This is a genomic window from Cupriavidus basilensis OR16, from assembly GCF_000243095.1.
GTDB classification, from domain to species: domain Bacteria; phylum Pseudomonadota; class Gammaproteobacteria; order Burkholderiales; family Burkholderiaceae; genus Cupriavidus; species Cupriavidus basilensis_D.
Genome location: NZ_AHJE01000043.1, coordinates 1 through 15,023, shown reverse-complemented (window position 1 = coordinate 15,023; position 15,023 = coordinate 1). Strand labels below are relative to the sequence as shown.

The following is a 15,023-nucleotide window of genomic DNA, read 5'->3' as shown; positions in this document are numbered from 1 at the left end:
AGCCAGCGCTACAGCATGACTGGCCGGTCATCGAGTTCGTTCGGATTGGGCCGGTCGCCCGAGGGGAAATGCTGCGCCAGTTGATGGTGGATCTTCTCCACCGCCGCCAGCACGGGCTTGACCGACAGCTCCTGGGCCAGCCCGCTAGCGAGTTCGTTGCAGATGGCGCGCCAGGTTTCCTGGGCGACGCGGGCGTCGATGCCGCGGTCTGCCAGCAGCTCCACCGCGTGATCCGCCAGGTTGATATATAGCAGCACCCCGGTGTGGCCTTCGGTATTCCATACCTCCAGCGCGCCGAACAAGGCACGGGCACGGGCGCGCGGGCTGGTGCCGGAGAAGGCGAGCGCCACGGGCAGGCTGGATTCGATCACCACCCGGACTTCGCCGCGATGCCGCTGCTCGCCAGCGCGCACCGCCTGCTGCAGTTGCTGCTGGGCGTCGGCGGGGAACAGTTTGCTGGCAGCGCCGGGGCGCGTGCTGAGATGGCGCAGGGCGCGTTTGAAGTGTGGCATGTGTCGTTACCAGTTGCCGGAGGCGCCGCCTCCGTCGAAGCCGCCGCCACCACCGCCACCGAAGCCGCCACCACCACCGCCGCCTCCAAATCCGCCACCGCCACCGCGACCCCAGCCGCCACCCCCGAGACCGCCAAGGGTGCCGCCGAGTCCGCCGGCAGCCGCATCCCAGCCGCGCCCGCGGGTCACGATCCGCGAGCCGCCGGAGCGGCGAGCCGCGGAGATAAAGAAGAACAGGATGATCGCGAGCGGGAACAGCACCGGCAGCCAGTCGGTCCACGAACCGCTCTGGGCGGCCTTGGCGCCAGCCTGCGGGCCGGGCAGGGCTTCCTTGTCAATGGTGGCCTGGATCGCCGAGACGCCGGCCGCGATGCCACCGTAGAAGTCGTTCTGGCGGAAGTGCGGCGCCATCACGTCTTGCAGGATGCGCTTGGACATGGCATCGGTGAGCGAGCCTTGCACGCCGCGTCCCACTTCCAGGCGCATCTTGCGCAGGCCGGGCGGGTTGTCCTTGGCGATCAGCAGGATCACGCCGTCGTCGATGCCCTTGCGCCCGGCGCGCCAGGCGTCGGCCACGCGGATACTGTAGGCGTCGATGGGCTCGGGATCGGTGGTGGGCACCATCAGCACGAAGATCTGGCTGCCGCGCTGCTGCTCGTACTCGGCCAGCACGTTTTCCAGCGCGCTGCGCTGGCTGGCGCTGAGCGTACCGGTGAGGTCGGTTACCCGCTGCGTGAGCGGCGGCACCGCGACAAAGCCGTCGCCGGCGGCCATGGCCGGGGACGCCAGCAGCGTACCCAGCCACAGCAGCAGCGCCAGCATGGCAGCGGACCAGCCAGGTTGCCTAGAGAGATTCCGCATCGGCGTGGTCCGGGGTCAGAACTTCACCGTGGGCGGCGCGGAGATAGCCTTTTCGTTCTCCACCGTGAACGACGGCTTGACCGGGTACTTGAAGATCATGGCGGTCAGGTTGGTGGGGAAGCTGCGCGCCAGGACGTTGTAGTCGCGCACCGCGGTGATATAGCGCTGGCGTGCCACGGTGATGCGGTTTTCGGTGCCTTCGAGCTGCGATTGCAGGTCGCGGAACGACGCATCGGCCTTGAGCTGCGGATAGTTCTCCGACACCGCCAGCAGGCGCGACAGCGCGCCGCTCAGCTCGCCCTGGGCTTGCTGGAAGCGCTTGAAGGCTTCGGGGTCGTTGAGGGTCTCGGGCGAGACCTGGATGCTGGTGGCCGCGGCGCGGGCCTTGGTCACGGCCTCCAGCGTCTCGCGCTCATGCGTGGCATAGCCCTTGACCGTGTTGACCAGGTTGGGGATCAGGTCGGCGCGGCGCTGGTACTGGTTGATCACCTCGCCCCAGGCCGCCTTGACGGTCTCGTCCTTGGCCTGGAAGTCGTTGTACCCGCAAGCGGACAGCAGGCTGGCGCATAGGGCCAGCATGAGCCAGCGCAAGACAGAGCGCCCGGAGGACAGGGACAGGGAAGGGAATGCGCGCATCGAGGACTCCGGAATTCGTGGAGTCCCCAGTGTAGCGCAGGGGCAAGCCGGCGCAAGCGAATCGGCCGGGGTGCAGTTGACGGCAGGCCGGCTGCCCCGGTAGATTGTCGTTTCTGCCATGCGCCGCGATACGGCGCCGCAACCAGCCTCAACCAGCTCCAACCTGCAATGCGCGCTTTTTCGTTGATCTCCGCACCTGTTTGCCCTGCCTCGCAGCGGCAGGTGCCGGCGCGCGCCAAAGCCAAAAAACAGCCGCTCATCTGACCGGGGCGCTGCTGCCGTCAGATGAGCGACGGAGGTGATTCGATGCAAGCAGTAGATCAGGACCAACAACCCCAACAACCCCAACAAGCCCAGCACGATCCGCAAGCACAACAGGTTTTTTCCGGAATTCTGGCTGCCATTGGTCACGCCCTTTGCCGACGGCGCGGTCGATTTTTCCGCGCTGGCCCGACTGGTGGCGCGCTATGCCGGCAGCGGCATCGCCGGCATCGTGGTGTGCGGCAGCACCGGCGAGGCGGCTGCGCTCGACGAGGCCGAGCAACTGGCCGTGCTGGATACCGTGCTGGCCAGCGCTGGCAACTTGCCGGTCATGATGGGCGTGGCGGGGAGCCAGCTGAGGCAGGTGCAAGCGCGTGTGCGCCGGCTGGCTGAGCGGCCGCTGGCCGGCTTGCTGGCGCCCGCGCCTTACTACGTCCGTCCGTCGCAGGCCGGCCTGCTGGACTACTTCCGCTCCCTGGCCGACAGCGCCGCCGCGCCACTGGTGCTGTACGACATTCCCTACCGGACCGGCGTGAAGCTGGAGACGGCAACCATCCTGGCGCTGGCGGCCCATCCAAACATCCGCGCCATCAAGGATTGCGGCGGCGATTACCACGGCACGCAAGCCGTCATTGCCGACGCTCGCTTGAGCGTGCTGGCTGGCGAGGATCACCAGGTGCTGGGCACGTTGTGCCTGGGCGGCACGGGCGCGATCACCGCGTCAGCCCATCTCTATCCGGAATTGTTCGCCGCGCTGGCGCAGGCGGTGGCCGGGCAGCGGCTTGACCAGGCGCGCCGGCTTTTCCATGCCTTGATGCCGATGATCAAGCTGCTGTTTGCCGAGCCCAATCCGGGCCCGCTCAAGGCCATGCTGGCGCGCGAGGGCTGGCTGCGCAACGAGTTGCGCGCGCCGATGACGCCCGCCAGCGCCGCCCTGGAGGCGGCGCTGGCAAGTGCCTGCGAGCGACTCGGCGCGGCCGCTCCCGAACTGCTCGGCTAAGCCGGCGGGCTTGACGGGTCCGGTGGATCCTTAGGCCGCGAAGGCCTTGCGGGCAGCCTCGATGGTGGTGGCGAGGATCGCGTCGTCATGCTGCGCCGAGACGAAGCCTGCCTCATAGGCGGACGGCGCCAGGTAGACGCCGGCATCCAGCATGGCGTGGAAGAAGCGGTTGAAGCGCGCGGTATCGCACTGCGTGACTTCAGCGAAGCTGCCCGGCACGCCCTCGCGGAAGTACAGGCCGAACATGCCGCCGATGGCATCCGCCGCAAACGGTACGCCGGCATCAACCGCCGCCGCGGCAAGGCCGTCGGCCAGCTTGCGGGTTTGCGCGGCCAGGCGGTCGTAGAAGCCCGGCGCCTGGATCAGCTTGAGCGTGGTCAGCCCGGCCGCCACCGCCAGCGGGTTGCCCGACAGCGTGCCGGCCTGGTACACGGCGCCCAGCGGCGCCAGGCAGGCCATGATGTCGCGCCGGCCGCCAAAGGCCGCCGCCGGCATGCCGCCGCCGATGACCTTGCCCAGGCAGGTCATGTCCGGCGTGATGCCGTAGTGCGCCTGCGCGCCGCCCAGCGCCACGCGGAAGCCGGTCATCACCTCGTCGAAGATCAGCACGGCGCCGTGCTTGGTGCACAGCGAGCGCATGGCTTGCAGGAAGGCGTCGTTCGCGCGCACCAGGTTCATGTTGCCGGCCACCGGCTCCACGATCACCGCGGCGATCTCATCGGCGTGCTTGATGAAGGCTTGCTCGAGCTGCTCGACGTTGTTGTACTCCAGCACCATGGTGTGCTTGGTCACGTCGGCGGGCACCCCGGCCGAGGAGGGCGCGTTCTTGGTGGTGTCGGCGAAGGTCAGCAGGCCGGAGCCCGCCTTGACCAGCAGGCTGTCGGCGTGGCCGTGGTAGCAGCCCTCGAACTTCACGATCAGGTCGCGCCTGGTGAAGCCGCGCGCCAGGCGCAGCGCGCTCATGGTGGCTTCGGTGCCGGAGGAGACCAGCCGTACCTGTTCGATCGAGGGCACCGGATGGGCATGGCCGACGATCATCGGGCCCCAGGAGCCGATATAGTCGATGTAGCGCTGGCCGTCGGCGTCCCACATGTAAGCGCCCTCGGCGCGCGTGATGAAGCGGGGCGTGCCGCCCACCGAGCGGAAGGCGCGCACGGGCGAATTGACGCCGCCCGGGATGGTTTGCTGTGCGCGGTCGAAGAGCTGCTGGTTACGAGACATGGCTTTGCGTGAAATCAAAAGCGGGAGAAACGCGTTCTAACAGGCAGCAAGTTACATTGAAGATGCCGGCAAAAAGACTCAAATGCGAGGCATTTACGCGGTAACGTGCGCGAACACGGCGTATTTGGCCCGAATCCTGCTTGCCCGGCTGGCGCCGGCGGCGCCGATTCGGTACCATCTGGCCCTGAATTTTAATGGAGAGTGACTGGACCGTTATGGAATACAAGACCTGGATGTGCCTGATCTGCGGCTGGATTTACGATGAAGCTACCGGCGCGCCCGAAGACGGCATTGCCCCCGGCACCAAATGGGAAGACGTGCCCATCAACTGGACCTGCCCGGAATGCGGTGCGCGCAAGGAAGATTTCGAGATGGTGGCGCTCTGACATTGTCCAGGGTTGCGGGAGTTGCTGGAAAGCAACGCTAGATGCGCGGTGTCGCCAGCCGGCACAGGCGGGACACAGGCGGGATGGCGCGATCCGGCCACGCGCCACCATGACGCGACCGTGACGACTCCGTTTGGGGCCTCGGCCCGCCGTGGCGCGTCGCGTCGATGCGACAGATCGCCGGGGGCTGCCCGAGATTCCGGATTGACGGCCCCACGGCGACTTGTCACACTCTGTTTCAAATTTGAAAATCCACCCTTTGGGGGGTGGACTGCGGCAGGCGCGGGTACCACGCGCCGCCGTTTGCCGGGCACCGGGACTTTCCGGCCGGCGTGTTTTCGGGAATAGATCGTTTTGTTTCGGGGGTCCGTCGGGGCGGCCAGGCTGCCTTGCGCGGAAGTTCTCAAGTGAATGCCGGCGTTTCCGTCAGGGAAGCACGCTGGTCGCGGGAACGAGATGCGGGTCGCTCAACTACAAGAAGGTATTAGGGTCAACGCCGAGGTCAGCGGCGCGGTCGAAGCTGGCGCCGGTGCCAGCGGCGCTGCTGCGCCTGCGCGCCGCAAGGTGCTCGTCATCGACGATTCCAGCACCATCCGCCGCACCGCCGAGATATTCCTGTCCCAGGCCGGCTGCCAGGTGCTGCTGGCCGAAGACGGCTTCGAGGCACTCGCCAAGGTCGGCGACATGCATCCGGACCTGATTTTCTGCGACATCCTGATGCCGCGCCTGGACGGTTACCAGACCTGCGCCCTCATCAAGAAGAGCCCCCGATTCCATGCCATCCCGGTGATCATGCTGTCCTCCCGCGACGGCGTGTTCGACCGTTCGCGCGGCCGCCTGGTCGGCGCGCAAGACCATCTCGCCAAGCCATTTACCCGTGAGTCGCTGCTGCAGGCGGTAGACGCCTGCGTGCCACGTGCCGCTGCCGTGGCCAGCCCCTTGCCGGCTTGAGCGCAATTCAAGGAATACTCATCATGACTATCAGCAAAATCCTTATCGTCGACGACTCCCCCACCGAAGCGCTGTTCATGTCCGACCTGCTCGGCAAGAGGGGCTTCAAGGTCTCGGTGGCCGGCAATAGCGAACAGGCCTTCGCCCGGCTCGAGAAAGAAGCCTTCGACCTGATCCTGATGGACGTGGTGATGCCCGGCCAGAACGGCTACCAGGCGACCCGTGCGATCAAGCGCGACGACCGCTTCAAGGATATCCCCGTGATCATGTGCACCAGCAAGGGCCTGGACACCGACCGCATCTGGGGCATGCGCCAGGGCGCGGCCGACTACGTGGTCAAGCCGGTCAACGGCGAAGAGCTGCTGACCAAGATCGCCGCGCTGGCGCACTGAGCCGCGCGCCGGTTTCCCGCCCGCTTGCACCCGAGCCCATCCTTGCCTTCTCACCGGAACCCGACCATGACCGCGCCGCGCCAGGATCTTCGTGCCCGCCAGACCCGGCTGCAGGATTACCAGGCCATGCTGGCCCGCCGGCTGCGCGAGGCGCGCAACCTGCCGGCGGTGGACAGTTTCCTTGGCCTGCAGGTGGGACAGCGGCACTGGCTGCTGCCGTTGCCGGAGACGGGAGAGGTGCTGGAGATGCGCCAGCCCAGCCGCGTGCCGCTCACGCAGTCCTGGTACACGGGGCTGGTGAACGCGCGCGGCAGCCTGCTGGGCGTGATCGATTTCGGCCTGTTCTGCGGCGAGGGAGCCACCGCGCTGCAGCCAGGCAGCAAGATCGTGGTGCTGTCGCGCCAGGTGGAGCGTGCCTGCGGCATCCTTGCCACGCGCGTGATCGGGCTGCGCCATGCGGGCGACCTGTCGTTGCCGGTGGAAGCGGCTAACGCGCTGCCGGCGGGGCCAGAGGCGGCTGCGGACTGGGAGGGCGCGCGTTTTGCCGATCGCGACGGGCGCGACTGGCAGGTGCTCGACGTGCGCAGGCTGCTGGCGTCGCCGGCCTTCCTGCAGGTGGGCCGGCAGGCTGCCTGAGCGCGGCGCGCGGCGCGGGCAGGCTAGCGATGGCGCGGCGACAAATCAAATTCAAAAAATAACGGACAGAGGGTGCTATGGGTTTCAAGATGTTCAGCCTGGGTCGCCAGGCGCCGGCGGCCGGTGCCGCCGAAATGGCGGCAGGCGCCGCAACCGCGCCCAGCACGCGCAGCACCCCGGCCGAGACCCTCTCTGGCCGGCTGTCCCGTATCCCGTTTGCCAGCCAGCAGCGCGCGCTGACCGCCGGCGTGGTGCTGTCGCTGGCCGCGCTGCTGGCGTCGGTGTATTTCGATAACCGCGAAGCCAACAACGGCGCGGCGCAGATCGAGATCGCCGGCGACATGCTGATGCACTCGCAGCGCCTGGCCAAGGCGGTGCCGGTGGCGCTGCTGGGCAATGCGCAGGCGTTCACGCAGCTGCGCCAGTCCAAGAGCGAGCTCGCGGGCGACTTGCAGGCGCTGAAGGACGGCAGCGAGGCGAAGCACGTGCGCGCGACCGGCGCGGCCGCCGCGCCGCTGCTTGAAAAAGCCATGGAATCCTGGCTGCGCACCGAGAAAAGCGCGGGCGACGTGCTGGCCCAGCAGCCCACCCTGACCACCATCGGCCAGACGCTGCAGATCTTCAACGCCTCCAACCCCGAACTGCTGGAGAGCGCGGAACAGGTGGCGGCAATCAAGCTGCAAAGCGGCGCCAACTCGCGCGAGGTGGCCGCCTCCGCGCAGCTGGTGATGCTGACGCAGCGCCTGGGCAAGAACCTCAACGAGTTCCTGGCGGGCGAAGGCGTCAACCCGGAAACCGCGTTCCTGCTTGGCAAGGACACCAATACCTTCCGCGAAACCCTGGATGGCCTGATGAACGGCAGCGAAGCGCTGCGGCTGTCGGCGGCGGGAGATGCCGAAACCCGCGGCTACCTGCAGCAGCTCTCGCAACGTTTCGACGCGGTGCAGAAGACCACCCAGACCATCCTGCAGAACCTGCCCGGCCTGATCGCCGCCAAGCGCGCGCAGCAGCAGATCTTCAACGACAACGAGGCACTGCGCGGTGAGCTCTCCGCGCTGCAGGCCGCCTATGCCGAAGGCGCGCGCATGCGTCCGCTGACGCTGGGCGCCACCATTGTCTCGGCCTTGCTCACCTTGCTGTTCCTGGCCGGCCTGGCCGCGCTGTACCTGCGCGACTCGCGCGCCCGTACGCTCGAAGCCGAGGCCCGCGAGCGCGAGGCGGAAGCCCGCCGCCTGGACGAAAAGCGCAATAACGACGCGACCCAGAAGGCCATTTTGCAGTTGATGAACGAACTGCAGGACATCGCCGACGGCGACCTGACCAAGCAGGCCACCGTGACCGAGGACATCACCGGCGCCATCGCCGACTCGGTGAACTACACCGTGGAAGAACTGCGCGAACTGGTCGGCCGGGTGCAGCAGACCGCCGGCGAGGTGACGCAGGCATCGGGCCAGGTGCAGGACACCTCCACCGAGCTGGTCGCGGCCTCGGAAGAGCAATCGCGCCAGATCCGCCAGACCGGCGAATCGGTGGTGGAGATGGCCGACCGCATCACGCAGGTTTCGCGCGGCGCGGCGGAATCCGCCAACGTAGCGCGCGCCTCGCTGGCTGCGGCCGAGCAGGGGCAGCACGCGGTGCAGAACGCCATCGTCGGCATGAACGACATCCGCGAGCAGATCCAGGACACCTCCAAGCGCATCAAGCGCCTGGGCGAATCCTCGCAGGAGATCGGTGAAATCGTCGAGCTGATTTCCGACATTACCGAGCAGACCAACGTGCTGGCGCTGAACGCGGCCATCCAGGCCGCGTCGGCCGGCGAAGCCGGGCGCGGCTTCTCGGTGGTGGCCGAGGAAGTGCAGCGGCTGGCAGAGCGCTCCGGCGAGGCGACCAAGCAGATCGGGGCGCTGATCCGCACCATCCAGACCGACACGCAGGACGCGGTGCACGCCATGGAGCGCAGCACGCAGGGTGTGGTGGAAGGGGCCAAGCTGTCGGACAACGCCGGCGCCGCGCTGGTGGAGATCGGCCGCGTGTCGCGCCAGCTCGCCGAGCTGATCGAGCAGATCTCGCAGACCACCTCGCACGAGGCGGGCCTGGCGACCGCGGTGGCGCGCAATATCGAAGGGATCCTGCTGGTGACCGAGCAGACCTCGTCCGGCACGCGCCAGACAGCACTCTCGGTGCGCCAGTTGACCTTGCTGACCGAAGAGCTGCGCAACTCGGTGCTGCGATTCAAGATCGCCTGACCAGTCAGCATTGGTGTTCAACGCGAGCCCGCGCGGATGCGGGCCACGGACCGGCGCCACCGCATTGGACGCATTGGACGCATTGGAAGCAGCCATGTCATTGAATTTCCCTGTCTCGCGCGAGGCCGCCGGCACCGATCCGGCCGTGCCGGATCCGCTGGCGCCGATCCCTTCGCCGGACCTGTCCGCCGAGCTGGCCGTCCCGGCCAGGAACCCTGCCGCCCCGGTGGCGCGCGATCTTTCCGTGCTGGCCTGGCTGGCGCCGAGCCTGCGCGCCGCGCTGGACGATGCCGCGGCCGAGCTGGGCCACTATGTCGATGAAGTGCAGCAGGCGCCCGAGGCGCTCGGCGCACGCGACACCACCTCGCTGCGCCTGGCCGGCCAGCATCTGCACCAGGCCGCCGGCGCGGTGCATATCGTCGGCCTGCGCGGAGTCGATCCGTTTTGCCAGGCGCTGCGCCGCTTGCTGGAAGCCATCGATGGCGGCGCCGTGCCCGCCGACGCGCGCACGCTGGCCACATTCCGCCTGGGCGTGCAGGCGCTGGCCGAGTACGTCGACGACCTGATGGTCGGCGACGAGGAAGACCCGGTACGGTTGTTCTGTTCCTACGCCGATGTGCTGGGCCGCCTGGGCGAAGACCGCGTGCATCCCGCCGACCTGTGGGTGGACGAACTGCAGATGCTGCCCGGCATCCTGCTGCCGATGCGCATGGCGTCCACGGTCACGCGCGCACGCCAGCGCTTCGAGGCCGCGTTGCTCAAGGCGCTGCGCCTGCCGGTGCCGTGCACTGAGCCGAGCCTGCTGCACGAGGCCTATCTGCCGCTGGAGTCCGCGCTGGAGGATGTCCGCGCGAGCGAGCAGGAACTGCGCCGCGCCACCGACCATCCGGACCGCGGCGTGTGGCATGTGCTGGCGCTGGTGTTCGGCGCGCTGGCGCACGGCCTGCTGCCCTCGGACCTGCTGGCCAAGCGGCTGGCGGGCCGAGCCACCTGCTGCTGCGCCAGTACCTGCAAGGGCAGGTGCTGCGGGTGCCGCAGGCCTTGCTCAACGATGCCGTATACCTGCTGGTCACCACCAGCGGCACGCCGCCCGCGCACGAACCGCAGAGCGCGCCTGTGCTGGTGCTGCGTTCCGCCATTCGCGAATGCCTGCAAGCATTCCGCATCGACGCGGCGCATGCCGCGGTGCATGCCGATTTTCGCGTGCGCTATTACGGCTGGCTCGATCCGATCGATACCCGCAACCTGCAGCAGGCGGCCACCGCGCTCGAGCGGGCCGCCGCCACCGGCCCGGATCATGGCGAATGGCACAACGCGCTGGCCGTGCTGGCCGAAGCCGCGCAGCCGTTGGCGCAGCCGGCCCTGCTGCGCTGCCTGGATGCCGCGGCGCCTGCCGCGCTACAGCTCAGCCCCGGTGCCGGCGATCCTTTCGGCGCCGGCGCCATCGCCTTGTTCCTGGGGCGGGCACTGGCATTGCCATGGCGCGTGCATGGCAGCACCGGACACGCAGCGGCGGCTGAGTTCGCGCGGCGTTGTGAGGAACTGACCGTGTACCTTGGCGCGCGCAGCCGCGGCGAGGCAACTGCGCAAGTACCGCGCTGGCTGGCGCAGATGGTGGACCAGGCCCGCGCGCAACGCCTGCGCGAAGCCGCGGTGACGCAACTGCGCGGCCACCTCGACAGCGGCGAATCCTGGCTCGATGCCTATGACCGCGATGCCGCCCGTGCCGAAGCCGGTGCGCATCTGCGCGACGCCGAACGCGCGTTCGCGGCACTCGCCGCCACGCTCGATGGATTGCGCGAGGCCGGCGCGCTGCCGGAAGCACTGCAGGCCGATGCGCTTGCGGTGGCGGCGGCACTGGAGCGCGTCATGCCTGCGCTGGATTGGCTCGCTGGCGCCCGCGCCTCGCAGATTGCAGGCGACGCCGCCAGCGCTGCCGATGCGGTGAGCGGGCGCGCTGCCCGCCTGGCCGCGATTGCCGGCGAACTGGGTGTCGTGCATGCCTTTATCGATGCGCTGGCATTTGGCCGCGCCGCGGCGGCGGACGCGCACGGCGAAACCGCCGACGTTGCCGCACAAGAAGAGACGGGCGGCGCAGTTTCCCATGCGACGCTGCTAGCCAAGGCGCGCGCGGCGGCCAACGATGCGGTCCGCCATCCGGCCGCCGCGGATGCGCCCGAGGTGAAGGCGCTGCGCGCCGCGCTGCAGGCCATGAACGAGCAGGCTGCCATCGACGACGCCGCCGGCTTGCGCCGCCAGGCCGGCGAAGCCACCACGCAGCTCAATGCCTGGCTCGCCGGATCCCACGGCGCGGCCGAACGCCTGGTGGTGGCGCTGGCCGATGCGCTGCCGTCCGGCGCGCCCGGCACGCCAGCGCCCGCCCCTGCGGCGGCGATGCCGGCTGCGGCCGACACCGCCGCCATCGATGCGGAGCTGCTGGATATTTTCCTGACGGAGGCGGTCGAGGTGCTGGGCGAGGTCGCCAACGATCTCGGCGGCGGCCTCCCCGCGCTGGACGATGCCGATACCATCAGCCGCCTGCGCCGCGCCTTCCATACGCTGAAGGGATCCAGCCGGATGGTGGGCCTGCATCGCTATGGCGAGGCGGCCTGGGCGATCGAGCAGGTGATGAACCTGTGGATTGCCGAGGCGCGCGCCCCGGCCCGGTCCTGCTGGACTTGCTATCAGTATCAGTATCAGTATCAGGGCTCCAGCCAACGGCGCAGGATGCGGAGCACGCGGCCGAGGCCGAGGAAGACAACACCGTGGCCGGGGAGGCCAAGGTCATTCCGTTCCGCTTTGCCAGCACGCCAGCCGAGGAAAACGACCACTTCAAGGTGATCGGCCCGGTGCGCATCAGCCTGCCGCTTTACAACGTCTACCTGCAGGAAGCCGACGACCTCATCCGCCAGTTCGCCACCGATCTCTCGGAGTGGCGCCATGAGGGCCGTCCCTGCCCGAGCGAGCTGGCGTTGCGCGTCGCGCATACCTTGCAAGGCAGCGCTTCCACGGTCGGCCTGGAGCCGGTACGCGCCATTGCCGAGGCGCTTGAGCGCCTGATGCTGCAGCTTGGCGCACAACCGGTGGCGATGCATCCCGGCGACTTCCGCTTGCTGGAGCAGGCGGTGGAGCGCGTGCGCGGCATGCTGCACCAGTTTGCCGCGAGCATCTGGCCAGCCGCCGATGATGCGCTTTGCCGCAGCCTGCTGGAGCTTGGCGAGCGCGCCATGGTGCGCCCGCGCTTGGCGCTGCCGGCAGTGGAGTTGCTGGCCGAGGCGGAGGACGCGCCGGTTGCGCAGTTGTTCGGCAAGCTGCCGGGCGCGGCCAACAGCGGCATGCTGCACGATGCCAATGTCACGCCGCTGCATGCGGCGGACGTGCAAGCGGCTCCCGCTATGACGCAAAGCGCGGAAGAGGAAGCGGCCGAGGCCGCGCAAGAAGCCCTCGATCCGGCGCTGGTCGAGATTTTCCTCGAAGAGGCGCACGGCAGCCTGCCGGAACTGGGCAAGCTGCTGCGCGGCTGGGAAACGGCCTGCGGCGACGGCGAGCATGCCAGCCACGCCGGCCTGATCCTGCGCGCGCTGCACACGCTCAAGGGCAGCGCCCGGATGGCCGGCGCCATGGCGCTGGGACAAGCCGCTCACGAGATGGAGACCCTGCTCGATGCCGGCGTGCGTGCCGATCGCGTCGGGCCGGTCCTGTTCGTGCGCCTGTACGCCTGGTACGACCGCATCCTCGCGCATAGCGAGGCGCTGCAGGCCGGCCGCTTGCTGCCGGTGGACGATCCCGAGTTGATCAACGCCAAGACCGGGCAGAACAGCGTGCCGGACGAGGGGACGATGGCGGCCGAACCCGTGCCTGCGTCCGCGCAAGACGCGCCGCACGCGGGTGACGCCGGCCACGCCTTGCCGGCGAGCGCCACCGTGCAGCCGTGGCTGCGCGCCGCGCCCATGCCGGTGGCCGGGGCATCGCTATCGCTGCCCGTGCCCGCCGTTGCTGCCGGGCTGGCGCCTGCCACCGATGCCGCCGAACGCCAGCGCGCGCTGGTGCGGGTGCAGGCCCGTACGCTCGATACGCTGATCACCGACGCTGGCGAAGTCGGCGCGACGCGCGCGCGGCTGGAGAGCGAGCTGGACGCGATGCGCAGCTACCTGGGCGAGCTCAACGACAACGTGGCGCGCTTGCGCGGCCAGTTGCGCGAGATCGAGATCCAGGCTGAGTCGCAGATGGCCTCGCGTACCGCCGATGCCCAGCACGCGGTCGAGTTCGATCCGCTCGAGTTCGATCGCTTCACGCGTTTCCAGGAACTGACGCGGATGATGGCCGAGTCGGTCAACGACGTGGCCACCGTCGAACAAAACCTGCAGCGCGGCTTCGACCGCGCCGCTGGCGACCTCGACGCGCAGGCCCGCCTCACGCGCGGCCTGCAGCGCAGCCTGATGCAGGCGCGCATGGTGCAGTTCGATGCGCTGGCCGAGCGCCTGTATCGCGTGGCGCGCCAGGCCGCCAGCGAGACCGGCAAGGAAGTGCGCCTACTGATCAAGGGTGGCACCGTGGAGGTCGACCGCTCCGTGCTGGACCGCATGGCCGGCCCGATCGAGCACCTGATCCGCAATGCCGTGGTGCACGGCATCGAGTTAGCCGACATGCGCCGCGCCGCCGGCAAGCCCGCCACCGGCGCGCTCACGCTGGAGGTACAGCAGGAAGGCAATGAGGTGGTGCTGCACTTCGTGGACGATGGCGGCGGCCTGGACCTTGCGCGCATCCGCGCGCGCGCCATCGAGCGCGAGCTGCTGGCGCCGGACGACGACGCGGGCGATGCCCGCCTTACCGAGATGATCTTCGCCCCGGGCTTCAGCACCGCTGATACGGTGTCGGAGCTGGCAGGGCGCGGCGTCGGCATGGACGTGGTGCGCGCCGAGACCGTGGCGCTGGGCGGGCGCATCGCGCTGGCCACGCAACCCGGGCAAGGCACCCGCTTCACCGTGCACCTGCCGCTGACGACTGCCATCACGCAAGTGCTGCTGGTCACGCTGGGCGGCAGGCCGTTCGCCATCCCCAGCGGCATGATCGACCAGGTTCAGCAACTGCGCTCGCAAGGCCTGCTCGAAGCCTACAACCAAGGCAGCCTCGACGTGCCCGGCGGCGCGGTGCCGTTCCACTACCTCGGCGCGCTGCTGGAAGAAATGCCTGCGGTGGCCGCGGGCAAGAAGTATTCGCCCGTGGTCGTGGTGCGCAGCGGCGCCGAGCGTATCGCCGTGCACGTGGACGAAGTGATCGGCAACCGCGAAGTGGTGGTCAAGCACATCGGCCCGCACCTGGCACGCCTGGAGGGCATTGCCGGCGCGACCACGCTGGGTGATGGCGAGATCGTGCTGATCTATAACCCGGTGGTGCTGGCGCAGCGCTTCGTGCGCGAACGCGGCGAGCTGGCCCGCCCGCAGCTTGCCGATCTGCCATATCTGCCGAATTCGGCGCAGCAGCCGGCGTTGGGTGCGGTGGCCGAATTCTCGCAGGGCGGTGCGGCACCGGTGCAAGGGCTGGGCACGCAGCCCACCATCATGGTGGTCGACGACTCACTGACCGTGCGCAAGGTCACGCATCGCTTGCTGACCCGGGCTGGCTACCAGGTGGTGCTGGCGCGCGATGGCGTGGATGCGTTGCGGCAGTTGCAGGAGGTGATGCCGGACGCGATGCTGGTCGACATCGAGATGCCGCACATGGATGGGTTTGACCTGACGCGCAACGTGCGGGCGGATAGCCGGACCGCGCATATGCCGTTGGTGATGATTACTTCGCGCACGGCGGAGAAGCATCGGCGTTATGCGGCCGAGATTGGGGTCAATGTTTATCTGGGCAAGCCGTATAACGAGGATGAGCTGCTTACTACGTTGCAGCATTTGCTGGGTGAGCGGGCGGTT

General features: G+C 68.7%; 10 protein-coding genes and 1 pseudogene. 7 read left to right on the top strand and 4 right to left on the bottom strand.

The genetic code is table 11. The annotated features are described in order from the left end of the window. Positions 1-8: 8 nt before the first annotated feature. From OR16_RS16290 to OR16_RS16280, 3 genes are read right to left on the bottom strand one after another with little or no spacing between them, the layout of a single operon-like run. Positions 9-512 carry a TPM domain-containing protein gene (locus OR16_RS16290; protein ID WP_006159040.1) on the bottom strand — a complete coding sequence of 168 codons (504 nt, stop codon included), beginning with the start codon at positions 510-512 and terminating at the stop codon, positions 9-11. A 6-nt stretch (positions 513-518) separates the two neighbouring features. Further along, positions 519-1,373 (bottom strand): TPM domain-containing protein, encoded by an 855-nt coding sequence (locus tag OR16_RS16285; protein WP_043419992.1) that lies wholly within the window; start codon positions 1,371-1,373, stop codon positions 519-521. A 15-nt stretch (positions 1,374-1,388) separates the two neighbouring features. Beyond that, positions 1,389-2,009: a LemA family protein gene (locus OR16_RS16280; protein WP_006159037.1), complete on the bottom strand. Its 621-nt coding sequence runs from the start codon at positions 2,007-2,009 to the stop codon at positions 1,389-1,391. A 403-nt stretch (positions 2,010-2,412) separates the two neighbouring features. Between OR16_RS16280 and dapA the strand changes: the two genes are divergently transcribed. Further along, positions 2,413-3,270, top strand: coding sequence for a 4-hydroxy-tetrahydrodipicolinate synthase (gene dapA / locus OR16_RS16275; protein WP_006159036.1), 858 nt, complete (start codon positions 2,413-2,415; stop codon positions 3,268-3,270). Between the two features lie 30 nt (positions 3,271-3,300). Here dapA and hemL read toward each other — a convergent pair whose 3' ends face one another. Beyond that, positions 3,301-4,491 carry a glutamate-1-semialdehyde 2,1-aminomutase gene (gene hemL, locus OR16_RS16270; protein WP_006159035.1) on the bottom strand — a complete coding sequence of 397 codons (1,191 nt, stop codon included), beginning with the start codon at positions 4,489-4,491 and terminating at the stop codon, positions 3,301-3,303. Positions 4,492-4,706: 215 nt separating this feature from the next. On the opposite strand from hemL, the gene OR16_RS16265 reads away from it, so the two are divergent. The 6 genes and pseudogenes from OR16_RS16265 to OR16_RS41320 form a co-directional block, all read left to right on the top strand. Beyond that, a complete protein-coding gene (locus OR16_RS16265) occupies positions 4,707-4,877 on the top strand; it encodes a rubredoxin (protein WP_006159034.1) in 171 nt (56 codons plus the stop codon). 456 nt (positions 4,878-5,333) lie between these two features. After that, positions 5,334-5,828, top strand: coding sequence for a response regulator (locus OR16_RS16260; RefSeq protein WP_006159033.1), 495 nt, complete (start codon positions 5,334-5,336; stop codon positions 5,826-5,828). A gap of 23 nt (positions 5,829-5,851) precedes the next feature. Continuing rightward, positions 5,852-6,220: a response regulator gene (locus OR16_RS16255; protein ID WP_006159032.1), complete on the top strand. Its 369-nt coding sequence runs from the start codon at positions 5,852-5,854 to the stop codon at positions 6,218-6,220. A gap of 66 nt (positions 6,221-6,286) precedes the next feature. After that, the gene (locus OR16_RS16250; RefSeq protein WP_006159031.1) at positions 6,287-6,856 is read left to right on the top strand and encodes a chemotaxis protein CheW; all 570 of its coding nucleotides are present in this window, start codon (positions 6,287-6,289) and stop codon (positions 6,854-6,856) included. 77 nt (positions 6,857-6,933) lie between these two features. Then, positions 6,934-9,102 (top strand): methyl-accepting chemotaxis protein, encoded by a 2,169-nt coding sequence (locus OR16_RS16245; protein ID WP_006159030.1) that lies wholly within the window; start codon positions 6,934-6,936, stop codon positions 9,100-9,102. A gap of 94 nt (positions 9,103-9,196) precedes the next feature. Beyond that, positions 9,197-15,023: pseudogene (locus OR16_RS41320) on the top strand (Hpt domain-containing protein); the annotation flags it as partial.